Here is a 23,108-nt window from a genome sequence, read left to right as displayed (position 1 = left end):
GCCATGGTCAAAAACGTCGAACAGGCATTGGACGACGCGTTGCTGGCCATGCGCATGCTTCGCAAGTCGATCGTCGATCACGGCCATCTGGAAGCGATGGCCGATCTGGATGCCGCGATGGAAACCGCGATCGCCGCGGCGGAGCAAAAACGCATCGACATCGAGCGGAAAAAGTCGACGTGAGCAGCGATGCGGCCGCGATTCTCGGCGGCCGATCGTCCTGTCTCGGCCGCGGGCTCAAACTTCCCTGCTGTCGAAGAGGAACATCTGGACCCCCGATTCATCGGGTGCGTAAAGCCGGCGGTCCGCCCCGGCCGCCTTTCCCTCCGGGCTTGCGAAAGCCCTCTTCATCGCTTCGAGATCGTCAAAATAAAGCGTCCCGATCAGGTAGACATCGGATGGTCCGGCCACCGCCGTGATCGGCCCTTGGCTGACCTCGTATTTCCTCACACCCGGGATCTTCTTGGCCAGCGGTATGTGCGTCTCGAAATAATGCTTGTCGAACGCCTCCGCGTCAGCCGGCTGCTTGTAGATGACGACCATTCCAGCCATTGCGGTTCTCCTCTTTCGTTGGGACGGAACCAAGGACGAAATGGTGGGGGCAAACGGAACGGGACGTTGAAAAAATCTCGGGAGCGCAGAAGGACGACGATGGCGGCTGTCGCGCCCTGCCCGTTGCTTTTCGCCGCTATCTCGCTTGTGCGAAGGAGCGTTCTGTGTTCTCTCCGCCTTGAATTAGCAGGGACTCAAACGATGAGAATTGCGGTGGTCGTGGCGCTCTGCGCGGCAGTGGCTGGATGCGTGTCCTCTGCCGCCGATAATGGCGCTTCGCTGTCGCAGCAGGATCCGAAATGGGCATCGCCGGAATGCCAGCAGGCCCGCGCCGCGGCATCGGACTATGCCCAGCGCGAGAAGGACCATCCCGGCTGGGGGTTCGGTGTGCTGCTTGGCCCTTACAGCATGGGGATGGTGGCGGCGGTCAAGGAACATGAGCACCAGCAGCGACGGCTTCTTGCCCGCCAGATGCACCTGCAATGCTCGAGCAAGCCGCTGCCGAAGGAACTCGATTTCGATCCGGCAAGCTACGCGCCGAAGAAAACGCATTATCCATAGAGGAAGGACCGCGGGTTCCGGTTATTCTGGCCGCTCCGCGGCGGCCTTGCCGTCGAATGCATAAGTGAGGATCGCCACCCCCGTCGCGGTCGACACCTGGTTGGACAGCTTCAGCATCGAGGTCGCCTGCCCCGGCTCGAAAAGGCGCGAGCCTGTGCCCAGCACCAGAGGGTGGACCATCAGCACCAGCTCATCGACAAGCCCGTGCCGCATCAGCGCGCGCAGCAGCTTGCCGCTGCCGAACACAATCAGCGCCTCGTCGTGACCTTGCTTCAGCGCGCGCACCGTCTCCCCGGCATCGCCGGCAAGCAGCGTCGAATTCTCCCAGCGCGGCTCATAACCGGCGTCATGCGAGGCGACGAACTTCCGTGCGCCGGTCAGCGCCCTGGTCATCGGACTGGCCGGCTGACGAACAGCCCAGGCTTCGTGAAGATCCTCATAAGTCGTGCGGCCGGCCAGCAACGACCAGCCGCCGGCCATGGCGCGTCCGATGACCTCCTGCATCTTCGGGTCGCTGCCTGGATTGCCCCAACCGCCGTACGCAAAACCATTGCGCGTGTCTTCGTCGGCGCGCCCCGGCGCCTGGAAGACACCGTCCAGCGTCACATGCTCGATGGCGACGATGCTTGCCATTTCAGCCTCCGCTCCAGGCTTTCAGCAACGAGCCGTCGCCGCCGAAGAGCGGATCCTTGTCGGGCCGGCCGACCTTCGGGATCGTGCGCAGCGCCTCGGCGTGCTGCTCCGGGCTCCGGCACAAATCATAGGTGCCGAAGGGCGGATAGGCGCCGACTACGAGAAGATCGGCCGAGCCGGACAGGCGCTGATGGCCGGTGCCGGCCGGCAGGACCGCCACGTCGCCCGCCTTCACCTCCAGCACCTTGCCTTTATCGCCGCCGAAACGGACCTCGGCGGTGCCGCGCGCGATGCCCAGCACCTCGTGAATGCGCGAGTGATAGTGGACGAAGTCGTAGATGCCGTTGCGCCAGCTGTCGCCCCAGCCATTGGCGCCGAAAATATCCTCAAAAACGGCAGCCGGATCGCTTTCGTCCGGCAGCTGCACGGCGCCGGGATAGAAGAGCATGGGCCAGCGCGGATGATTGGGCACCAGCCCATCATCGGCGAAGCGGAAGGCGAGCGGTTCCTGTTTGTCGACAGATTGTGCCATCCTTGCGGTTTCCTGCATGGTCTTAATGGGACCTAACGGTTTCCCGCGGATTTTGCTCCGGCCGGTCTGAGGAGGTCACAATGGCTGCATTTCGTCTTTCGGCAATCGGCCTTTTTGCATCGGCACTTGCCTTTGCCGCCGTCGCCGCCGGCAACGCCGAGACGATGGCGGTGATCGTCGCAGCGCTTCGGCATCGAAAATGATCTAGGCCTGCCGCAGGCACATTCAGCCCGTAGCAAACCGCCACGTGGGACGCCGCCCATTGATAGATTGCGTTCGGCTTCTAACTGAATTATAGATGTCTTACATAATCTAAAATATGGAGGTCGACGATGCGCGTGAGCCGCATTCAGGCTGGGCGGAACCGGCAAACCGTGATCGATGTCGCAAGCCGGCTTTTTCGAGAGCACGGCTTTGACGGTATCGGCCTTAAGGATTTGATGAAGAGCGCCGGGCTGACCCAAGGCGCTTTCTATAAGCAGTTCGCGTCAAAGGAGGACCTTGCGGCGCAAGCTTCCAGGCGCGCGATGGAGAGCGCTGCCGACAGATGGACGGCGGCGACCGCAGCGAATCCCGGCGATCCGCTTGGGGCGGTGATCGAGTTCTATCTCAGCATGGGCCATCGCGAGGAAAGGATGGACGGCTGCCCGGTCGCGGCGCTCGGGTCGGATGCGGCCAGACAGGGGACCGAGGTGAAAGCGTCGTTCGAAGTCGGCATCAAAGCATATCTTGAAGTGCTCGGCAGGATGATTGCCAGGACTGAGAAGGAGGAAACCGGTGAAAAAGCCATGGTCGTCCTCTCGACGATGGTCGGTGCGGTGGTTCTCTCGCGCATCGTCAATGATCCCGACCTCGCCCAGGCCTTTCTGGATGCAGCGGCCGAACAGGTTCGCGACACCGTCAGCGTCTGACCGGCGCGGGCTGGCTACTCAGTTCGATAGGAGAATAGATGCGACGGATTGTTATCACGGGCATGGGCGCGGTCACGCCCCTTGCCGCAAATATCGAGGCGTCGTGGTCGCGTCTCCTGGCCGGCCGCTCGAGCATTCGAAGGCTTCCCGAGGACATGGTGGAAACCCTGCCGACAAAGATCGGCGGAACGGTTCTTTCCCTGGAGGAGGATCCCGAGGCCGGCCTCGATGCGAATGCCTTCCTGGCGCCGAAGGATCAGCGCAAGATCGATCGCTTCATCCTATTCGCGCTGGCGGCGGCGGAAGAGGCGCTTGCCCAGGCGGGATGGAAGCCGGAGTCGGAAAAGGATCGGCTTCGCACCGCGACGATCATTGCTTCAGGTATCGGAGGGTTCCCCGCCATAACCGAGGCGGTGCGGACCGTCGACCAGCGCGGCGTTCGGCGTCTTTCGCCGTTCACGGTGCCGTCTTTCCTGGTGAACCTCGCCGCCGGCCACATCACGATTCGTTACGGCTTCAAGGGCCACATCGGCGCGCCGGTAACGGCGTGCGCCGCCGGCATTCAGGCGATCGGCGATGCGGCGCGCATCATCCGCGCCGATGAAGCCGACATCGCCGTGTGCGGCGGCACGGAAGCCTGCATGAACGTCGTCAGTCTGGGCGGCTTCGCGGCGGCACGCTCGCTTTCAACCTCCTTCAATCACCGTCCCGATCAGGCCTCGCGTCCGTTCGACGTCTCTCGGGACGGCTTCGTCATGGGCGAAGGCGCCGGTATCCTTGTCATCGAGGAATTGAACCATGCACTGGCGCGCGGGGCACAACCGCTCGCCGAGGTCGTTGGCTACGGCACGACGGCGGATGCGCATCACGTCACTTCCGGCCCTGAAGACGGGGACGGCGCGCGCCGCGCGATGGAGATCGCGATTGCCCAGGCCGGCATTTCACCGCACGAGGTCCGCCATCTCAACGCGCACGCGACCTCCACGCCGGTGGGCGATCTGGGAGAAATCGAAGCGATCAAAACCGTCTTCGGCAAGGATTTCTCCATAGCCGTCAGCGGAACGAAGTCGGCGACCGGACACCTGCTCGGTGCCGCCGGCGGGATCGGCGCGATCTTCACCATCCTGGCGCTGAGGGACCAGGTGGCGCCGCCGACCCTCAATTTGAGCGCCCCCGATCCGGCCGGCGACGGAATAGACTTCGTCGCAAACCGGGCCCGGCCGATGGAGATGGACTACGCGATCGCCAATGGCTTCGGCTTCGGCGGCGTCAATGCCAGCATGCTGTTCCGGCGCTGGGACGGGCACGGCGTAAACGGTCGAGCCGCTCGTGATTGACGCTCTTTGCTCCAGCCTTTCCTGCTTTTCCAGTCCAACCCAAAGAAAGTGATCTCCATGAACAGGATCAATCCTGGCGTCGCCATTGTCACGGGGGCATCCAGCGGAATTGGGCACGCAACGGCCAAGGCCCTGCAGAGCGCCGGCTTTCGCGTGTTCGGAACCAGCCGTCGCGCGGTCTCCAAGAAAAGCGACGGCATTACCATGCTGACCTGCGACGTGACCGATGACGCCTCCGTGGCGAAGCTGGTCGATGAGGTGCTGGCCGATGCCGGGCGCATCGACGTGCTGGTCAACAATGCCGGCATCGGCCTGCTCGGCGGCGCGGAGGAATCCTCGACTGCACAGGCCCAGGCTCTGTTCGACGTGAACGTCTTCGGTGTCATCCGTATGATCAACGCGGTCCTGCCGATCATGCGACGTCAAGGAAAGGGCAGGATCGTCAACTTGAGCTCAGTGCAGGGGTTCATCCCCGCCCCCTATTTCGCGCTTTATTCATCGACCAAACATGCCGTTGAAGGCTATTCCGAATCGCTTGACCACGAAGTGCGGCCGTTCGGAATTCGCGTTGCATTGGTCGAGCCGGCCTATACCCAGACTTTGTTCGAAGACAATCTGGCCAGGCCGGACCAGGTGCTCGACGTCTATGACGCCGCGCGCGCCGGTATGACCACAGCCGTGCGTAAGGCGATGGAAAAAGGCGATACACCCGAAGTGGTGGCCAACACCGTTCTGGCGGCTGCGATCGATCCCGCTCCGAAGCGGCGCTATGCGGCGGGAAAAACAGCGCGCCAAGTCAGTTTCCTGCGCCGTTTCGTCCCCGCATCCGCATTCGACAAGAGCATGCGAAAGCAGCTCGGGCTGCCGGCCTGACAACGGAGCCTTTCACTCCAGCCACCCTGCCTCCAGGTCAAAGCGCCGGCAGCAATTAGCTGTTCGTCACTGACCGCATATAGGCATTCCCTATTGCAATCCCCGGAAGAAAAAGGTTGTTTAGAATCTCCGGGGGAAACGAAATCGTGAATAGAGGCGTGGTGCGGCTTCTTCCGAAGCCCAAGGTTTCAATATTCATTTGCGGATGCGGGCATACGGGGTCAACTTTGCTCGCCCGGATACTGGCTGCGCATCCGGAAATTTTCTCTATCCGCCGCGAGACAAGCGCGTTTGTCTCAAGCGATGGGGCGCGATGGACCAAGCTAAGCGCGGTTTTGCTGCAGGCAGCCATTTCACGCCGCAGCGTCTGGATCGAAAAGACCCCGAACCATATCCACTATACGAGGCAGATCATCGAGACGATCCCGGGCGCGCGCTTCATCGTCGTCACGCGCGACGGCAGGGACATCGTGGCCTCGCTCGGGCAGCGTTACGAGGGCGATTTCGACAAGGCTTTCCAAAGATGGATCGCCGACAGCAAGGCCTCGATGGAGCGCATCGAAAAGGGCGAAAGCATCCTGTGGCGTTATGAAGACTTCATCGAATCGCCTGCGCTTTCCATCGAACGGCTATGCCGCTTCATCGGCGTGGCCTTCGATCCAGGCATTCTGAACTATCACCAGCAGCCCGTCATATGGGGGCGCGAAAAGGCGGTGCGCACGCCGCATTCCGCTCGCCGGCACGCCCAGGTAAACCAGCCGATCACCGACTATCGGGGCAGCTGGCGATCCAGCCTGCCGATGGAAGTGGCTTGCCGTTTCGACGCCGGCGAAGCGCGGGAAATCATGGGCTATTTCGGATACGCGCAGGCCTAGCGTCCGGCGGGTGTCGATCACCAGACCTAAGCGTAGTCGAGAAGCGACCTTTTGTGCTGCGACAGATCGGAAGCAACCGTCCGAGAAGCAGCAGCCTGCGCCGACGAATTGGCGAGCGCCCGCGCCTGCCATGAAATGAGCAACGCCTTCAGCATGGATTTTGGCGCGCCCAACGGGCCGGTAATCAGCAGCGAGCGGCGAGAACTGGTGGCTGCCCGACTGATCCGCGAATTCGCACAACGGCCGGCTGCCGCGGCCGATTGCATAAAAGTCCAGGAAATTCGACCAATGCCGATCCGGTCAACGGCGGGAACGCGTATCGCAGGCCAAACTCGACGATGCGCCGACAAAGACGCTTGACTCACCCTCCCCCTTACGGACAAGTTGTGTTGTCAGACATCTTACATACGAGAGGGAGGTTTCGTGAGGAGATTTATCGCTTGTTTCGCGCTGGCTGCCGGCGCGCTCGCATTTGCGTCGGCAGCGTGGGCGGGAGAAACCCTGGATCGCGTCACAACCAAGAAGGCCATGGTGGTCGCGACCAACAGCGGCTGGCCACCGCAGAGCTTTCTCGACGAGAGCAACCAGTTGGTCGGCTTCGACATCGACGTCTCGAAAGAAATCGCCAAGCGCCTCGGCGTCGAGGTCAGCTTCGAGACGCCTGATTGGGCGACCATGACCGGCGGCCACTGGCAGGGCCGCTATGATCTTGGCGTCGGCTCGGTGACGCCGACCAAGGCCCGGGCCAGGGTGATCGATTTCGCCGGCATCTATTATTACAGCCCTTATGTCTATGTGGTCCACAAGGACAGCAAGGCAAAATCGGTGAACGATCTGAACGGCAAGGTGATCGGCGTCGAGACCGCCACCACTTCGGAAGATTTTATCCGCCGCCAATTGGAGATCGACGCTCCCGGCCTTCCGCCAATCGAATACAAGCTGCAGCCTGGCGAAATCCGGACTTTCGCCGATTCCATGCTGCCCTTCGACGATTTGAGACTTGGGGACGGCGTGCGGCTCGACGCGGTCATCGCGCCCGAGCAGACCGCTCAAAACGCCATCAAGAACGGTTATCCGCTGCGCATCATCGAGGGCGACTACGCCTTCCGCGAGCCGCTGGTGGTGATCGCCGACAAGGGCGATGCCGAGTGGACCACCAAGATCGGCGGCATCATCGACCAGATGAAGAAAGACGGCACGCTCGCCACGCTGACCACCAAGTGGTACGGCAAGAACTACAGCGCCGATTGACGCTCATCGCGGGCGGCCCCTCAAGGCCGCCTGCTTCCGTCAGAACCTATCATGACTTATCCCGACACCTATTATCGCCGTACACTTGCCGACGAGAAGGTCAGACCACCGCTCGCGGGTCCGGCCGAATGCGACACGGTCATTGTCGGCGGCGGACTGGCCGGTCTGACGACGGCGCTGCAGCTGGCGCGCGCCGGGCAGCAGGTCGTGCTGCTCGAAGCCGAGAGTATCGGCTTCGGCGCCTCGGGCCGCAACGGCGGCTTCGTCAGCCCCGGCTTCGCGACCGGCAGCGACAACATCGCCGCGATGGCCGGCGCGGCGGCGGCACGAGAGCTGCATCGGCTGTCGATCGAAGGCGTCGATTTCGTGCGGCAGACGATCAAGGATCTCGACATCACGGCAGCGAAGCCTCGCCCCGGAATCATGGGCGTGCTGCGCCATGACGGCGGCGCCGAACTGAGGGCTCATGCAGAGAAACTGGCGCGGGATTTTGACTATCCGCTCGAATATCTCGAGCGCGAGCAAGTGCGCGCTGTGCTGCGTTCCGAGCGTTACTACCAAGGCCTGCGCGATGCCAACGCCTTCCACATGCATCCGCTGAACTATCTGCGCGCCATCGGGGCGGAGATCGAGCGGCTGGGCGGCAGGATTCACGAGGGCTCCAGCGCGATCGAGGCTAAACTCGATGGCCCGCACAAGACGCTACGCACCGCAAGCGGCGAAGTACGCGCGCGGCAAGCGGTGTTTGCCACCGGCGGCTATACAGGACCGCTGGTCGGTCGGCTGAAGCGGGCCATGTTGCCGATCGCGACCTATGTGATGCTGAGCGAGGAAGCCCCCGATCTTATCGCCGGCGCCATCGCGACGACGGATGCCGTCGGCGACAACCGCCGGGCCGGCGACTACTACCGCGTGGTGGAGGATGGAAAGCGGCTGCTCTGGGGCGGGCGCATCACCACGCGGGCCGCTTCGCCGGCGGCGCTGGCCAGGGAATTGCGCCGGGAGATGGTTGGAACCTACCCCCAGCTCGCTGCGCTCAAGACCGAACTAGCCTGGTCGGGGCTGATGGCCTACGCCCGCCACCTGATGCCCCAGATCGGGCAGCTGCAGCCAGGCGCCTGGTATCTCACCGCGTTTGGCGGGCACGGCATCAACACGACGGCCATAGCCGGCAAGGTGGTCGCCGAGGCGGTACTCGGCCAGTCGGACCGCCACCTTCTGTTCGCGCCGTTCGGACTGGCCTGGGCAGGCGGACCGGTGGGGCTTGCCGCGGCGCAACTCACCTATTGGAAGCTGCAGGCGCAAGATTGGTGGCGCGAACGAGCCCGCTAACCGGAAGGGAGATCGACAAGTGATCGGCAGACTGCTGCTCAACTATCCGGACGCCGCACGCCGCATTGGCGTGTGCCTGGCGCTCGCCGCTTTCGCCGCGGGCCTCTACGGTCTCGGCATCAAGGCAGACTGGATCGGCAAGCTGATCCCGAGCTCGATCGAATGGCTTGCGGCCAATCCCGTGGTGGCGCGAGCCGTCTCGGCGGTGCTGATCGCGCTGATCGTGGCCGCCAACTGGAAGGCGCTGCAGCAACTCGGGCGCAAGCAGCAGATCGTGGCGGTATGGATCGAGCTGTTCGTGCTGCTGATGCTGTTCTTCTATTCCTTTGACCTGTCCTTTTCTTTCATCGCCCGGAAGATCGGTTTCCTCATCTCGCAGGGCGTGGTGACCACGCTCTACATCTCCGCCATTTCGATCGCCATCGCGACAGTCATCGCCTTCATCGGCGCCATAGCCAAGCTGTCCAAGAACGGCATCGTCTATGGCCTGGCCACGTTCTACACTTCGCTGTTTCGCGGGCTGCCATTGCTGATGCAGATCTACATCATCTATCTCGGCCTGCCGCAGGTCGGCTATGTGATCGGGGCCGTGCCTGCCGGGATCATGGCGCTGTCGCTTTGCTACGGCGCCTATATGACCGAGATTTTCCGTGCCGGCATCGAAAGCATCCCGCGCGGCCAGACGGAAGGCGCCACCGCACTTGGGCTCAGCCCCAATCAAACGATGTTCCTGGTGATCCTGCCACAGGCGATGCGCGTCATCGTGCCGCCGACGGGCAATCAGTTCATCGCGATGCTGAAGGACTCCTCCCTGGTCTCGGTGGTCGGGGTCTGGGAGATCATGTATCTGGCGCGCACGCAGGGCCAGACCGAGTTCCGGCATATCGAGATGCTGATCACCGCCTCGATGATCTATTGGCTTTTGTCCATTGGGCTCGAATTCCTGCAGTCCCGCATCGAGGAACGGTTCGGCCGCTCGCTCAAACGCTGAGCTTCAATGGGGCATCCCCTCCTGGGGAAAGCCGCCGAGATGGCAGCAGGCCAGAGCGGCATGATCGCGGCCGCTTTCGAGGCACAGCAAGAGCGGCTTCCTCGCCAGCCAGGCATGCAGGAAACCGGCGATGAAGCTGTCGCCGGCGCCGGTCGTGTCGACGACCTGGACCGGGCGGATGCCGGTCTCGGCGCGCTCGCGGGCCGTCAGCGCCATCGACCCCTCGGCACCGCGCATGATGACGGCGCAGCCTGCGCCGCGCGACAGGAGATCGGCGGCCATCGCTTCCGCCACGTGGCGATTTTGGCCGGTCGAGCAGAAAACTATGCTCAAACCCTCCACACCGAGATCGGCGGGATCGGCGTTGACCGAGATATCCTGCGAGACGCTGACCCCGGCCCGCGACAGGCGCCTGCGTAAAGCGCCGCCGTCATCCAGCCAGCCGATATGGACGTGATCCATCGTCCCCAGGATCGCCAGTTCGGCCTGGTCCGGCGCATAGCCGGCGCAGGCGCCGAAATCCTCGGCAGCGATCAAACGCTCGCCGGACGGCAAGACTTTGATGTCGGTCCAAGCGGTGTTGCGCTGGCCTACGCGCAGGTGCTTGACCGCCACCCGATTGGCTTCGAGCTCAGCGCGGGTGCGTTCGCCCTCTGCGTCGCGGCCGACCGCGCCGAAATAGAAGCTGTTATGGCCAAGCCGCGCGAGCTGGACGGCAACGTTGAGCGCGTTGCCGCCGACCAGCGAGCGCCCGATCGGCGCTTCGAGGCGGTCGATGCAGTTGTCGCCGACGGCGGCAAATCGAAGGCTGCTCATATCCTGCGCTGCGATCAAGCTGACGCCGAGAGCTAAGCTCAATAGGCAACGCGCTTATAGTAGCGGCGCGTCGTCAGCGGGTGGTTACGGATCACCTCGAGATGCGCGCTGACCCGTTCGAGGGCGGTCGCGAGCACGATCGGCGAAACCAGCGCGCGCACATCCGGCGAAATGCCGGGCAATTCGAAATCGGCCGTGTCGAGCACCGTCAACTTGTCCGTATAGGTAGGGGCGAATTTCTCGACGCGATCGGCCAGCGGCCGGGCGCTGTCCTCGCCCTTGAAGAGCACCACGCTGACGTCTTTGTCCACCAGCTCCAGCGTGCCATGGAAAAAGTCGGAAGCATGCACGGGGCGGGTCCGGATCCACTGCATCTCCTCCAGGATGCACATGCCATAATACCAGGCCTGCGGCCAGACATTCCCGGCGCCGGCTATGATGTGATAGTCGGAGGCGGCGAGTTTGTGCGCGAAGCCGGCGGCTTCCTGTTCATAGCTCCGCTTCACCTCCAGTAACAGTCGCGGCAACTGCTCCAGTTCGGCGAAAATGCGTTCGGATTCGGCGAGCTCGCCGCGATGCTTCAGCACTGCAAGCGCGATGAAGAGCGACTGGAGATAGAAGGATTCGCAGGACGTGTCGTCCTCGGCGAAGTTGACGAAGACATGGTCCCCGCCCTTGCCGAGCGGCGTCTCCTCATGTCCGACCAGCGTGATCACCGTCGCCCCGACGTCCTTGATCCGGGACAGCAGTGCCACGCTTTCCTTGGTCGTGCCGGAGAGCGAGGGCAACACGACGATCGATTTGTCGGTCAGGTGCACGGATTGGACCAGCTGCAGCTCGGCGGTGATGTCAACGAAGGCCGGAAAGCCAGATCGGCGCTGCAGCAGTTGCGCCGCCGGATGCATCAGGATCGCTGCACCGCCGGTGCCGAGAAAGAAGATGTTTTGCGCGTCGGCGGCGAGGCACTGCGCCACGACGGCTTCAATGCGCTCGCGCAAGGCCACCGCCCCCGATTGGATACGTATAAACCGGGCTTCATCGAAATTGAGCATCGTTCCCTCGATCAATTCAGTTGTAAGACAACTGACATCTGCGGGAGCGCATTTCAAGAGAAATTTTGCGGATAGGTTGCATGCGTTGCCTATACGACATGCGATCGCCACCGCATGCCTCCGCTTGACCTGGGCGCGATTGTCCGACAACAAAAGGAGAGTTGGCACAATGGGGAAGAGGGACTTGGACGAGCCGCTTCGGGACGCGCGCACATTGGCGGTTCAGCTGCGCGACCGCATGGCCGACCTCATCAGGACCGAAGGGCTCAAGCCCGGCGACCGGCTGCCAACTGAATCCCAGCTGACGCAGCGCTTCCGCATCTCGCGCCCTGCCCTGCGCGAAGCGCTGAAGCTTCTCGAACAGGACGGCATCATCTCCGTCACTCATGGTCTCGGCCGCTTCGTGACCGCGAACTCCGCCGTCCAGGTCGACCGTCCAATCACGGTGTTCGAAAGCGTGACCGACATGTCGCGCCACTATGGCTACAACACCGTCAACAAGGTTCTTTCCATCGCCGAGGAAACGCCTGATCCATTTATCCAGCAGCAATTGCGGCTAGCGGACGGAGAGCGCGTCATCCGGCTTGAACGGCTGCGGCTGCACAACGATCTGCCCCTCATCTATTCGCTCGACTACGTACCGCGCAGCTTTTTGCCGGGGCGCCTTTTCGACATCGAATGGAGCGGCTCGCTGCTCGCCCTGCTGGAAAAGCACCGCCATCAGCCGCGTATGTCGGCCGCCTCCGTTGCAGCCGTAACGCTGCCCGAGGAAATCGTGCAGCGCAACGACTTGCGCGACTTTGGGCCAGCCCTGCTCATTACGGAAACCTGTTTCGATGGGACCGGAGCCCCGGTCGTCCATGCCGCCGTCTATCACCGCGGCAGCCATTTCACCTTCAGCTTCGCACGAAAGTGAAAGCTCAAAGGGTGGCGATGACCAGTGTCAGGTGCCATGTAGATGTCGAGGGCCGTGACTAGCGCGGGAGCAGTCGGGAGACCTTGAGCCGCGGCGCGAAGAAGCAGCGCAGATAGGGCTGGTTGGTTATGACGTAATGGTTCTCGCAGATATGGTATCGGCCGTCCGGCGATTCCTGCACGCGATCTGGCGGGATGTTGAAGCCATCGGGTAGATAGACATAGCCGCCGTCGGCCCCGGATTGCACGGCAGACTCTGGGATGGGGCGGCAATCCGTGCCGCCGCAACATTTGAAGTTGGTCACCGGGTCGACCTTGTTTTCGTACCAATCATGGGCGTCGGCGCCTGTCGCGGCGACAATCCACATGACTGTGACGATCACCCTTCGCATGGCGTTCCTCGACGGTGCGGAGGCGCTGCTCATTCGAGCATCATCTATATTAGCGTTCCGCCGAAAACGCCATTGCTCGGCGAGGGTCTGGAAGGCAGCGCCCGGCCTTGTGGACGGCAATAGGTGAAGCCGGAACCTTCAAATCGAGGTCCGGCTCTACCGCTCACACCAGCCTTTGCCCGCCGTCGATATGGACGGTCTCGCCGGTCATGAACTCGTTCTGCATCAGGTAGAGATAGGCCGGCGCGATATCGGCGGACCTGGCGATCTTTCCGACCGGCAGTCGGGCGCCCATCTGCTCGAAATAGCCTGATTTGGCGGCGCCGACGATCTCGTCCCACATTTCGGTATCGACCCAACCGGGCGAGACGATGTTGACGCGGGTTGGCGCAAGTTCCAGCGCCAGCGCGCGGGCGAAATAGGTGAAGGAGCCGGCGACCGCCGCGACGACCGAGCCGCCGGGGACCGGCGGGCGGTCCTTGTTGATGCCCGAGGTGAAGATCATCGAGCCAGGCTTGTTCAGCGTGCGCACGGCGTGCTTGGCCAGCATCACTGCGCCGATCAGCTTGCCGTCGGCAAATTGGCGTACGAAATCCATGTCGGTCTCGCCGATCGGATAATTGGGCGGCGGCGTGCCGGCCGTCGCCACCAGATGATCGAAAGCGCCGGCTTGCTCGAACAAGCCGGACACCTCGGCCTCATTGGCCATGTCGGCGGCGATGCCTGTCACGCGCCCTGCCCCGCCGAGCCGCTTTTCGGCGGCCTTCAGCTTTTCGGCCGAACGGCCGGCGATCACCACCTCCGCGCCGCTTTCAAGCGCCGCTGCCGCGACGCCGAAGCCGATGCCGGAGCTGCCGCCGACGACGATGATCTTCTTTCCATTGAGCGATGTCGTGGGGAGATTGGTCATGGGTCTTCTCCGTCTTTCCGCGATGGGTTCAAAATCAGGCGCGGCCGGCGTGGGCTGCTTCGATATCGGCGAGGATGATCTTCTTCATCGAATACATCGCCTGACGCGCCCGGTCGGCCTTGGCGCGGTCGGGGTCGTTCATCAGGCGCAGCGCCGGTTCGGGAATGACCAGCCAATAGACGCCGAACTTGTCCTTCAGCCAGCCGCAGGGCTGCTCCGAGCCGCCGCCGGCGGTCAGCGCGTTCCAAAAATAATCGGTTTCGGCCTGGTCCTTGGTTTCGATGTAGAGCGAAATCCGCTCGTTGAAGGGCGGCACTCCGCCGGCGTTGAGCGCGGTGAAGCGCTGGCCTTCGAGCTCGAAATCGAAGATCGCATGCGGCTTGTCGGTGAACTCGATGGTCCGCAGCGCGCGGCTGTTCTTGAAGACCGAGAGATAGAAATCTCGCGCGGCTTCGGCATCGAGGTTGAACCAGAGGAAGGGATGAACGGTGGCCATGATGTCCTCGCAGGTTGGATCTTAAGTGAGTATTGATCACAAATTCTGTGAGGATTTTTGATTGGAAAAGGCTCGACAGACAAACCAAAATTCGGCAAGTATTTGTTACCATAACTCACAAATGGCTCTATCGTCATGGCCCGCAGACTGCCGCCGCTCAACGCCTTGCCGGCCTTCGAGGCCGCTGCACGGCATTTGAATTTTTCGCGGGCCGCCGACGAGCTCAACCTCACCCATGGCGCGATCAGCCGGGCGGTGAAGCATCTGGAGGACCAGCTCGGCGTGCAGCTTTTCGAGCGGGCGACGCGTTCGGTGCGACTCACCCCGGTCGGCGAGCCTTATGCGGTTGCCGTGCGCGAGGTGCTCGACCAGCTCACGCTGGCGACGCAAACCGCGACCTCGCGTCATTCCGGCTCGACGCTCAACGTCAGCACCTCGGACGGCTTCGCCGGAAAATGGCTGGTGCCGAGGCTCTACCGCTTTCATCGCGCGCATGGCGATATCGACGTGCGCGTCTCGACCACCGGGCGACTGACCAATTTCCGCGGCGACGGCATCGACGTCGCCATCCGCTACGGCGCCGGCCACTATCACGAGCTGACGTCGGAATTTCTCACCGGCGAGGAAGTCTTTCCGGTCTGCAGCCCGAAGCTTCTGGAAGGGCCGCATCCGCTCAAGCAGCCGCAGGACCTCAAGCACCACACGCTGATCCGCGACGGCTACCGCATCGACTGGGCCGCGTGGCTGGCCAGCGCCGGCGTCGAAGATGTCGACCCGAATAGCGGGCTCACTTTCGATTCAGCCACTTTCGCGGTGGAGTCGGCCGTGCAGGGCGAAGGCGTGGTGCTCGGCCGGACCATGCTCGTCTCGGCCGATCTCGCCACCGGCAGGCTGGTACGACCCTTCGACCATGCGCTGAAGGCGGTCTCCAGCTTCTATCTGGTCTACCCGCCGGAGGCGATCCGCCAGCGCAAGGTGAAGGCGTTTCGCGATTGGTTGTTTTCGGAGATCGAGCCGCTTTAACGGGCGAGCTCCGGGCTCGACAGCCAAAAGCCGGACGGCTTTCCGCCAGCTCGATTCGCCTTGCGAAGACCGCTGGGCGGATAATGCCGCCGCGGAGCGCCTAGCCAGTCAAAACCGAGTTGAAACTTTCGGCGGCCCTTCTAGTTCGGTTGGAAGGAGGATCTTGATATGACTGAACCCGGTGAAGGGAGTTCCCACGGTCGAATTGACGACAAGCAGCTCGTCATTCTGCTGAAAGAGAAAACCGGCATCTCGGAGGCTCAAGCCAGAAGGCTGATAAAGGCCGTTGGGCGCGACCGACCGTCGCTTCTGCGAGAAGCACGCATCATAAGGGCGCGTGTTCAGACGTCTACCTCAAGCCGCGTGTGACCGGCTGAATGCGGCGGATGCCCGTCGGATCTGGCGGCGGCATTTCGCGACCGGCTGCTTTCGAAGATCGACCCGGCTGAAGCAAAGCTCGCCGGAAATTCCCTGCTTGCGAAGACGTGCTTGTTGCGCGATGCTCCGCAAAATGGCTGGCGAATATCTGGACCACAAACTGGAATGCCCGTTTTGCGGCACCATTCGTCTGCAGATCCCGGCCGATGCCCAGCCAGCAACACCGATCCATTGCGCCGAGTGCGGCGCATATCTCGGCACGTGGGACGAGCTTCAAACCGACTTCGAGCAGCAAGGCGGTACCGACGGCGTGTTCCGGCTGGATAAGGGACGTATCCAGAAGCTTAATTCCAGCCGATGATTAGCCGCTGCTGACGCAGCCGTCCGGGCTCAGAAAAGCGCGCAACAGGGCAACCGACGGCATGGGCGGGGGGTGTTGGGGAGCCGCCGGTTACCAGGACAAGGGGCCATGGAATAAGAAAATGCGCAGGCCCTGAGACCATAATGCCAGTTCTCTGCATTCATGGGAACTGGTTTCCAGCTTAAAATTCAGACATATATGGGAGAAAGCGCACACTCGTGATGATCTTCGTGCGGCTCCTCGCGACAGGAACCACATCGGCCGTGCCGCGTCATAGAGACAGGCTCTTGCCGCGATCCTGGAGTGACGTCGATGATCAGGCTGCTTGTTATCGCTGGATTGGCGCTGGTGCTCGCGTGCGGCGGGACGCTGGCAGCCAAGCTCGACCTCGCCGCTGTCAACCAGGCGCAATTCAGCGAGGGCGAGCCGAAGGGCGTCGATCCGATGGTGCTCAGAGCGCAGATCCTTCTCGATCGCGCCCGCTTCTCCCCCGGCCTGATCGACGGCCGCCTTTCCGACAATTTCTCCAAGGGCGTCGCAGCCTTCCAAGCGGCCAACGGACTGCCCTCCGACGGCAAGCTCACCCGCGAGACCTGGGACAAGCTCGCGGCGACTTTCGCCGGGCCGGTGCTGATAAACTACGAGGTCACGGCCAAGGATGTGCGCGGGCCGTTCACCAGGCGCATTCCCGCCCGCATGGAGCGGATGGCGCGTCTGAAGCGGCTCGGCTATCGCAACGCGCGGGAAAAACTGGCGGAGCGCTTCCATGTCAGCGAACAGTTGCTGAGGCTGCTCAATCCCAAAGCCGGTTTCAGGAAGGCCGACACCACGTTGGTGGTGCCCGATGTCGGCCGTGGCGATCCTCCCGCGGCCGTCGCCAGCGTCGAGGTCGACAAGGGTGCCCGCCAGGTGCGCGCGCTCGATGCTTCGGGCAAAGCGCTCGCGGTCTATCCTGCCTCGATCGGCAGCGAGGAAAAGCCGGCGCCGAGCGGCACGGCCGAGGTCAAGCGTGTGGTGCACAATCCGACCTATCGCTACAACCCGAAATTCGCCTTCAAGGGGGTGAAGACCAGGCATCCCTTCACCATCGCCAAGGGGCCCAACAATCCCGTCGGATCGGTGTGGATCGACCTCTCGATCGAAAGCTACGGCATCCACGGCACGCCCGACCCGGGCAAGATCGGCACCACCTTCTCGCATGGCTGCATCCGGATGACCAACTGGGACGCCGAGGACCTCGCCGCCATGGTCAAGCCGGGCACCAAAGTCGACTTCAAGGACGAGACGGCGCAGGACGGGCAAGTGCAGTGAGATGCCGGGTCGCGATCCGCCAATCGCGGATCGCTGCATAAGCTCAATTTATCGTCATCCTCAGTTTTTCAGAACGTTACACCGCCTTGCCTCGCCTGTAGCTTCGACGGCGCGGTTTGGAGAATGGTCCGGATTTGGTGGTTCGATGCAAGCACATGCGCGGGTGGTGATCGTCGGCGGCGGATGCGTTGGCGCGGGTATTCTTTATGGCCTGGCCAAGCGCGGCTGGACCGATGTCGCGCTCCTCGAGCGCACGCAGCTCACCGCCGGCTCGACCTGGCATGCGGCGGGGCTGATTCCGTCCTATTCCCGCAACATCAATGTTGGGCGGATGATCAAAAAGACGATCGAAATCTATGAGGGTCTCGAAGCGGAGACCGGGCAGCCGGTCGGATGGCACAAATGCGGACAGTTGCGCATCGCCAATTCGAGAGACCGACTCGACGAGTTCAAGAGCTATATGAGCGTGGCCGAGGTGCAGGGGATGCGGGCGCAATTGCTCACCCCCGACGAGGCGCGCAAGCTCTGGCCGCTGCTCGACAACAAGGACATGCTCGGCGCGCTCTACCATCCCGATGACGGCCATATCGCGCCGGCCGATGTGACGCATGCCATGGCCAAGGGCGCGCGGGATCTCGGCGCAAAAGTCTATCTCAACACGGAGGTCACCGGGTTCAAGCGGACCGCTTCCGGCGAATGGCTGGTCGAGACCGACAAGGGCGACATCACCTGCGAGCATGTTATTTGCGCCACCGGCAATTACGCGCGCCAGACCGGCGCGCTGCTTGGCTTGGAGATCCCGGCGATCCCCATCCTGCACCAGTACTGGATCACCGAGGCGGTGCCGGAGGTGGTGGAGCGCAAGCGCGCCGGCCGGCCCGAAATGCCGATCCTGCGCGACGAGGGTTTCGAGGGCTATCTGCGCGAAGAAGGCGACGGGCTGATGTTCGGTCCCTATGAGCGCACCGAACACCTGAAACTCTTCGCCGAGAATGGCGTGCCGTCCTGGTTCGGCGCCGATCTGCTGGAAGAGGATTTCGAGGCGGTGTCGTGGAACTGGGAGCAGGCGCTGCAGCTGGTGCCTGCGCTCGGGCGCGTCGGCATCAAGGCCAATGTGCGTGGCCCGTTCCAGATGACGGCGGACGAGCTGCCCTTGATGGGGCAGGCTTGCGGCCTGCCCAATGTCTGGCTGGCCGAAGGCGTGCCGGGCGGCATCCTGTGGGGCGGAGCGATCGGCTACTATTTGTCGGAGCGGATCGTCGAAGGCGGCAACAGTATCGATACATCCGATCTCGACCCGCGCCGCTTCGGCGACTACGCCAACAAGGAGTGGACGCGCGAGAAGGTGCGCGAGGCCTGGGGCACGCATGCCGAACAGAAATACCCGGGGCAGGACATGCCTGCCGCGCGGCCGCAGAAGACCGCGCCTTCCTATGACCGGCTGACGGAACTGGGAGCGGTCTGGGGCGTGCTCAATGGCTGGGAAATGCCCAACTGGTTCGCGCGCGACGGCGTCGAGGCCAAGGACCAATATAGCTGGCGCTGGACGCCCAAGGGGAATCTTGTCGGCGAGGAAGTGCAGGCGGTACGCAGCGCCGTCGGCCTGGTCGAGATGACGCCGATGACCAAGTTCGAGGTGTCAGGTCCCAGCGCGGCCGCCTGGCTGGACCGGATCATCGCCAACCGCCTGCCGGCCGTCGGCAAGGTGACGCTGGCGCATCACCTCACCACCAGCGGTGGCGTGCAGGCGGAATATATGGTGGCGCGGCTTGGCGAGGACCTGTTCTACCTGATCTCGACGCCGCGTGCCGAACGCTGGAACTTCGACGACCTTTCCAGACTACTTCCCGCCGACGGCAGCGTATCCTTGAAGAACGTCACCAACGACCGCGGCTGCTTTACCGTCGTCGGACCCAAGGCGCGCGAGGTGCTGCAGCCGCTGACCGAGATCGACCTTTCCAACGAAAATTTTCCGTGGTTCGGCGTCAAGACCGGCAGCGTCGCCTTGGCAAGCGACGTGCGGCTGCTGCGGGTGAACTATGAAGGCGAGCTCGGTTGGGAACTCTATCATCCCCTGCCCTACCAGCGGCGATTACTCGACGCGATCCTCAAGGAAGGCGAGAAGCACGGCATGCGGCTGGTCGGACTGCACGCGCTGGAGTCGCTCAGGCTCGAGAAATCCTATCGCGCCATGTATCGCGACATGAACCCGGAGCTCAACGCGCTGGAGAGCGGGCTGGAGCGCTTCATCCGGCTCGACAAGGGCGACTTCGTCGGGCGCGACGCGGTTCTGAAATACAAGGAGCGAAACGACCAGCGGCGATCCGTGACGCTCAGGATCGAAACCGACGGCGCCAGCACGCTTGCCAATGAAGGGCTCTATAGCGACGGCGCGCTGGTCGGGCGCATCACGTCGGGCGGCTATGGCTACGCGCTCGGGCATGACGTGGCGCTGGCGCTGCTGCCCGAGCGGTTTTCGAAGCCGGGCACCAAGCTCGACGTCGCAATCCTGGGTGACTGGAAGGTCGCCGAGGTGATCGCGGATTCGCCTTACGATCCGACCTCGGCCAGGGCGCGGATGTAATCGGCGGGGCTACAAAGGCCCCGTTGCCGACGTGTCCTTCGGAGGGAAGCCCTATGCGTATCGATCGGATCAACGTCTATTCGGCGCAATTGCCGGTCAAAGGCGGCGTCTACCGGATGGCCAGCGCCGATGTGGAGGCGCTGGACTCGACGCTGGTCGAGATCGTTACTGATGACGGTTTTGCCGGATGGGGCGAGACCTGTCCGATCGGACCGGTCTACCAGCCGCATCATGCGCTGGGCGCCCGCGCCGCGATCGCCGAAATCGCCCCGGGGCTGATCGGTTCGGAGATCGCCTCGATCAGGCTGCTCGCCAAACAGATGGAAGAGCGGCTCAACGGCCACGGTTATGCCAAGGCCGCCTTCGACATGGCGTTCCTCGACCTGCTCGGCCAAAAACTCGGCGTGCCGGTCTCGATGCTGCTGGGCGGCGCGCTGACCGACCGCGTGCCGGCCTATTATTCGCTGATCGTGGGCGCCCCGGACGAGACGGCGAGGATCGCCGCCGATAAGGTGAAGGCCGGCTATCCGCGCCTACAGGTGAAGATCGGAGGCCGCAACCTGGAGGAAGACGTCGCCGTCATCCACAAGGTCTGGGAAGCGGTCGGTTACAAAGCGCGCATCGCGGTCGACGGCAACCGAGGCCTGACGGTGGCCGCAGCGATCCATCTCGACCGGGTCTGCCAGCAAATTCCCTTCGTCTTCGAGCAGCCCTGCAACACGATGGACGAGATCGCGACGCTGAAAGGCCGCATGACGCATCCGATCTATCTCGACGAGAGCACCGAGGATCAGAACGCGGTGCTGCGGGCGATCTCGCTGGGCATCGCCGACGGCTTCGGCTTCAAGGTGACGCGCCTGGGCGGATTGACGAAGATGACGACCGTGCGCGATCTCTGCGCCATCCGCTCGCTGCCGCACAGTTGCGACGACGCCTGGGGCGGCGACATCATCGCGGCGGCCTGCGTGCATCTGGCCGCCACCGTCGAGCCGCGCCGCATGGAAGGAGCCTGGATCGCCCAGGAATACATCAAGGGCCATTTCGACCAGAAGCAGCCGGTCGTCATCAAGCAAGGGCACATCGCCGTGCCGCAACGGCCGGGGCTCGGCGTAAAGCCGGAGCCTGGCATGTTCGGCAAAGCGGTGGCGATATACGGGCCGTAAGGGGCAAGCGGCGGGCAGCCAGGCTTACTATTCGGATCGGAATGGCCGCGGACGTGGCCGATAATTTTCAGCGCCGTCCCCCACTCCGTCTCGGCTTCGCCGAGCCACCTCTCCCCCCTCCGGAGGGAGAGGAAATGCTGACCGGCAACGTCGCGACCTCGGCATTGCTATTTCCTCTCTACTTGGCGATTGCCATTGCTCGCCTCCGGCGATTGGCGTTTCCTCTCCCTCCGGAGGGGGGAGAGGTGGCTCGGCGCGCAGCGCCGAGACGGAGTGGGGGAACCACCTGCGCGATTGTCGCCGCGCCCGGCATGTTAACCGGCAGCACAGCACCCGATCACCTTCGCGATGCCACGGATCGTTCTGCCCTGTCCTGCGTTCTTGTGACACGCAAGGAGGAACGGCGATGGACGACGATCGGACCGAAAAGATCAGGCAGCGCGCCTATGAGATCTTTCAGCGCGAGGGCGGCATCCTGGGCAATCATGAACGGCACTGGCATCAGGCGGAGTTGGAGATCGACCGCGAGGCCGCCCTGCCGATGACGGCAGACGATGCGCTGCCAGAAACGCGCGAGATCGACAGCGCCGATGTGCTGACGGTGGAGGCGCTTGCCATGCGCACCGGCATTTCGGGCGACGAGGCGCAAGAGCTGCTCGACAGGCTGGGCAACGACCGCGCTGCGATCGAGCAAGCGGCGCGCGATCTGCAAGCACGCAAGCGCGGTGTCGATTAGTGGCACTGCATTGAGATTTTGACCGGTCGGCTCTGTTTGCGTTGGCAGGTGGCACGCGTTGGAGATTGGCCGAAACGCCATCGCGATCGTCATTTCTATAGTCTGCGCCGCGTCGCTTCGCTCCTTGCTCCGCCATAGAATGACGAGGTTGGGGCGGCCTCCACCAATCCCCGGCGTTTGCGCTGATTCACGGAAATGAACGGAAAAATCTTGCATCAAGAGGCGGTTGGCCAGCCAATCGGACCGGCCACAGGTGGCACTCTCCATCCGGGTTGACAGGTCAGACGCACCGTCCTAGTTTTCGCGTTAGTGGCCACTAACGCGAAATACTGGACTGCGCTCGGCGATCAGACGCGACGCACGATCTTCGAACTGCTGGTCGACCGACCCAGTTCGGTCAGCGGGCTCGCCAATCTGTTGCCGGTCACGAGGCCGGCGGTCTCGCAGCATCTGAAGGTGCTCAAGGATGCCGGGCTGGTGGCCGATACACGCTCCGGCAAGGAGCGCATTTACCGGATCGATCCGGACGGGCTCGCGGCGTTTCGCGCGGAGATCGACCAGTTCTGGGTGAAGACGCTCGCGGCCTACAAGCTGGCCGTCGAGCAACCGACAAAGGACGAGACATGATCAAGCAACCGGCACCTGCTCCCGTAAGGCATTCCGTCGTCGTCGAGGCGCCGATCGCGCGCGCCTTCAAGGTGTTCACCGAGGATTTCGGCAGCTTCAAGCCGCGCGAGCACAATCTGCTTGCCGTGCCGATCGCGGAAACGATCTTCGAGCCGCGCGTCGGCGGCCATGTCTACGACCGTGGCGTCGACGGCTCAGAGTGCCGCTTCGCCCGCGTGCTGGCCTACGATCCGCCCGACCGGCTGCTTCTGAGCTGGGACATCAGCCCGCGCTGGCAGATCGAAACCGACCTCGCCAGGACGAGCGAGTGGGAGGTCCGCTTTACGGCCGAGGCGGAAAACCGGACCCGGGTCGAAATCGAGCACCGCCATATCGAACGGCATGGCCAAGGCTGGGAAGGCGTACGCAGCGGGGTCGACGGCGATCAGGGCTGGCCGCTCTACCTGCAGCGGTTCCAGGCGCTTTTTTCCCGGGCGGCCTGACAGCGGCACCCCCT

At 63.1% G+C, this 23,108-nt stretch carries 27 protein-coding genes; 19 read left to right on the top strand and 8 right to left on the bottom strand.

Going from position 1 to position 23,108, the window contains the following annotated elements; all coding sequences use genetic code 11:
* The first annotated feature begins 3 nt into the window (after positions 1 to 3).
* Positions 4 to 183 carry a hypothetical protein gene (locus tag LB529_RS01500; protein WP_224709954.1) on the top strand — a complete coding sequence of 60 codons (180 nt, stop codon included), beginning with the start codon at positions 4 to 6 and terminating at the stop codon, positions 181 to 183.
* 54 nt (positions 184 to 237) lie between these two features.
* Here LB529_RS01500 and LB529_RS01495 read toward each other — a convergent pair whose 3' ends face one another.
* The gene (locus LB529_RS01495; RefSeq protein WP_224709953.1) at positions 238 to 552 is read right to left on the bottom strand and encodes an EthD family reductase; all 315 of its coding nucleotides are present in this window, start codon (positions 550 to 552) and stop codon (positions 238 to 240) included.
* Between the two features lie 201 nt (positions 553 to 753).
* On the opposite strand from LB529_RS01495, the gene LB529_RS01490 reads away from it, so the two are divergent.
* On the top strand, positions 754 to 1,113 hold the full coding sequence (locus LB529_RS01490; RefSeq protein WP_224709952.1) for a hypothetical protein: 360 nt from the start codon (positions 754 to 756) through the stop codon (positions 1,111 to 1,113).
* Between the two features lie 21 nt (positions 1,114 to 1,134).
* Here LB529_RS01490 and LB529_RS01485 read toward each other — a convergent pair whose 3' ends face one another.
* Both LB529_RS01485 and LB529_RS01480 read right to left on the bottom strand, forming a co-directional pair.
* A complete protein-coding gene (locus LB529_RS01485; protein WP_224709951.1) occupies positions 1,135 to 1,746 on the bottom strand; it encodes a dihydrofolate reductase family protein in 612 nt (203 codons plus the stop codon).
* A gap of 1 nt (position 1,747) precedes the next feature.
* Entirely contained in the window at positions 1,748 to 2,278 is a 531-nt protein-coding gene (locus LB529_RS01480) for a cupin (RefSeq protein ID WP_224709950.1), read from the bottom strand.
* An 80-nt stretch (positions 2,279 to 2,358) separates the two neighbouring features.
* Between LB529_RS01480 and LB529_RS28935 the strand changes: the two genes are divergently transcribed.
* The 8 genes from LB529_RS28935 to LB529_RS01445 all read left to right on the top strand — a co-directional run bounded on the left by LB529_RS28935 (position 2,359) and on the right by LB529_RS01445 (position 9,848).
* Positions 2,359 to 2,481: a hypothetical protein gene (locus tag LB529_RS28935; protein ID WP_263497044.1), complete on the top strand. Its 123-nt coding sequence runs from the start codon at positions 2,359 to 2,361 to the stop codon at positions 2,479 to 2,481.
* Between the two features lie 129 nt (positions 2,482 to 2,610).
* Positions 2,611 to 3,189, top strand: coding sequence for a TetR/AcrR family transcriptional regulator (locus tag LB529_RS01475; protein ID WP_224709949.1), 579 nt, complete (start codon positions 2,611 to 2,613; stop codon positions 3,187 to 3,189).
* Between the two features lie 38 nt (positions 3,190 to 3,227).
* Positions 3,228 to 4,526, top strand: a complete 1,299-nt coding sequence (gene fabF / locus LB529_RS01470; RefSeq protein ID WP_224709948.1) for a beta-ketoacyl-ACP synthase II — start codon at positions 3,228 to 3,230, stop codon at positions 4,524 to 4,526.
* A gap of 57 nt (positions 4,527 to 4,583) precedes the next feature.
* Positions 4,584 to 5,399 (top strand): oxidoreductase, encoded by an 816-nt coding sequence (locus LB529_RS01465; protein WP_224709947.1) that lies wholly within the window; start codon positions 4,584 to 4,586, stop codon positions 5,397 to 5,399.
* Positions 5,400 to 5,545: 146 nt separating this feature from the next.
* Entirely contained in the window at positions 5,546 to 6,274 is a 729-nt protein-coding gene (locus LB529_RS01460; RefSeq protein ID WP_318012539.1) for a sulfotransferase, read from the top strand.
* A gap of 423 nt (positions 6,275 to 6,697) precedes the next feature.
* The gene (locus tag LB529_RS01455; protein WP_140847683.1) at positions 6,698 to 7,525 is read left to right on the top strand and encodes a transporter substrate-binding domain-containing protein; all 828 of its coding nucleotides are present in this window, start codon (positions 6,698 to 6,700) and stop codon (positions 7,523 to 7,525) included.
* 51 nt (positions 7,526 to 7,576) lie between these two features.
* A complete protein-coding gene (locus LB529_RS01450) occupies positions 7,577 to 8,857 on the top strand; it encodes an NAD(P)/FAD-dependent oxidoreductase (protein ID WP_224709946.1) in 1,281 nt (426 codons plus the stop codon).
* A gap of 19 nt (positions 8,858 to 8,876) precedes the next feature.
* Positions 8,877 to 9,848: an amino acid ABC transporter permease gene (locus tag LB529_RS01445; protein WP_224638408.1), complete on the top strand. Its 972-nt coding sequence runs from the start codon at positions 8,877 to 8,879 to the stop codon at positions 9,846 to 9,848.
* A gap of 3 nt (positions 9,849 to 9,851) precedes the next feature.
* Here the strand turns inward: LB529_RS01445 and LB529_RS01440 are convergent, their stop codons facing one another.
* Entirely contained in the window at positions 9,852 to 10,664 is an 813-nt protein-coding gene (locus tag LB529_RS01440) for a PfkB family carbohydrate kinase (protein ID WP_224709945.1), read from the bottom strand.
* Between the two features lie 38 nt (positions 10,665 to 10,702).
* Positions 10,703 to 11,716 carry an SIS domain-containing protein gene (locus LB529_RS01435; protein ID WP_224710115.1) on the bottom strand — a complete coding sequence of 338 codons (1,014 nt, stop codon included), beginning with the start codon at positions 11,714 to 11,716 and terminating at the stop codon, positions 10,703 to 10,705.
* Between the two features lie 184 nt (positions 11,717 to 11,900).
* On the opposite strand from LB529_RS01435, the gene LB529_RS01430 reads away from it, so the two are divergent.
* The gene (locus tag LB529_RS01430) at positions 11,901 to 12,632 is read left to right on the top strand and encodes a GntR family transcriptional regulator (RefSeq protein WP_318012365.1); all 732 of its coding nucleotides are present in this window, start codon (positions 11,901 to 11,903) and stop codon (positions 12,630 to 12,632) included.
* Positions 12,633 to 12,690: 58 nt separating this feature from the next.
* Here the strand turns inward: LB529_RS01430 and LB529_RS01425 are convergent, their stop codons facing one another.
* From LB529_RS01425 to LB529_RS01415, 3 genes are all read right to left on the bottom strand, one after another.
* The gene (locus tag LB529_RS01425) at positions 12,691 to 13,056 is read right to left on the bottom strand and encodes a hypothetical protein (protein ID WP_140847696.1); all 366 of its coding nucleotides are present in this window, start codon (positions 13,054 to 13,056) and stop codon (positions 12,691 to 12,693) included.
* Positions 13,057 to 13,186: 130 nt separating this feature from the next.
* Positions 13,187 to 13,933, bottom strand: a complete 747-nt coding sequence (locus LB529_RS01420) for an SDR family oxidoreductase (protein ID WP_224709944.1) — start codon at positions 13,931 to 13,933, stop codon at positions 13,187 to 13,189.
* Positions 13,934 to 13,967: 34 nt separating this feature from the next.
* The gene (locus tag LB529_RS01415; RefSeq protein WP_224709943.1) at positions 13,968 to 14,429 is read right to left on the bottom strand and encodes a VOC family protein; all 462 of its coding nucleotides are present in this window, start codon (positions 14,427 to 14,429) and stop codon (positions 13,968 to 13,970) included.
* A 135-nt stretch (positions 14,430 to 14,564) separates the two neighbouring features.
* On the opposite strand from LB529_RS01415, the gene LB529_RS01410 reads away from it, so the two are divergent.
* The 8 genes from LB529_RS01410 to LB529_RS01375 all read left to right on the top strand — a co-directional run bounded on the left by LB529_RS01410 (position 14,565) and on the right by LB529_RS01375 (position 23,094).
* On the top strand, positions 14,565 to 15,452 hold the full coding sequence (locus tag LB529_RS01410) for a transcriptional regulator GcvA (RefSeq protein WP_224709942.1): 888 nt from the start codon (positions 14,565 to 14,567) through the stop codon (positions 15,450 to 15,452).
* Between the two features lie 511 nt (positions 15,453 to 15,963).
* The gene (locus LB529_RS01405; protein WP_095768463.1) at positions 15,964 to 16,191 is read left to right on the top strand and encodes a hypothetical protein; all 228 of its coding nucleotides are present in this window, start codon (positions 15,964 to 15,966) and stop codon (positions 16,189 to 16,191) included.
* Positions 16,192 to 16,503: 312 nt separating this feature from the next.
* A complete protein-coding gene (locus LB529_RS01400) occupies positions 16,504 to 17,502 on the top strand; it encodes a L,D-transpeptidase (protein WP_224709941.1) in 999 nt (332 codons plus the stop codon).
* 145 nt (positions 17,503 to 17,647) lie between these two features.
* Positions 17,648 to 20,086: an FAD-dependent oxidoreductase gene (locus tag LB529_RS01395; RefSeq protein WP_224709940.1), complete on the top strand. Its 2,439-nt coding sequence runs from the start codon at positions 17,648 to 17,650 to the stop codon at positions 20,084 to 20,086.
* A 53-nt stretch (positions 20,087 to 20,139) separates the two neighbouring features.
* Positions 20,140 to 21,249, top strand: a complete 1,110-nt coding sequence (locus tag LB529_RS01390) for a mandelate racemase/muconate lactonizing enzyme family protein (RefSeq protein ID WP_224634570.1) — start codon at positions 20,140 to 20,142, stop codon at positions 21,247 to 21,249.
* A gap of 406 nt (positions 21,250 to 21,655) precedes the next feature.
* A complete protein-coding gene (locus tag LB529_RS01385; RefSeq protein WP_224524699.1) occupies positions 21,656 to 21,985 on the top strand; it encodes a DUF2934 domain-containing protein in 330 nt (109 codons plus the stop codon).
* 309 nt (positions 21,986 to 22,294) lie between these two features.
* Positions 22,295 to 22,612, top strand: coding sequence for an ArsR/SmtB family transcription factor (locus LB529_RS01380; protein WP_224709939.1), 318 nt, complete (start codon positions 22,295 to 22,297; stop codon positions 22,610 to 22,612).
* Positions 22,609 to 23,094, top strand: a complete 486-nt coding sequence (locus LB529_RS01375; protein WP_140847962.1) for an SRPBCC family protein — start codon at positions 22,609 to 22,611, stop codon at positions 23,092 to 23,094. The genes LB529_RS01380 and LB529_RS01375 overlap by 4 nt, the downstream gene beginning before the upstream one ends.
* Positions 23,095 to 23,108: the final 14 nt, after the last annotated feature.

The organism is Mesorhizobium sp. CA5 (genome assembly GCF_020165105.1).
Lineage (GTDB): Bacteria > Pseudomonadota > Alphaproteobacteria > Rhizobiales > Rhizobiaceae > Mesorhizobium.
Note: the sequence above shows the minus strand (reverse complement) of the source record. Positions and strands in the feature narration are given on the sequence as shown.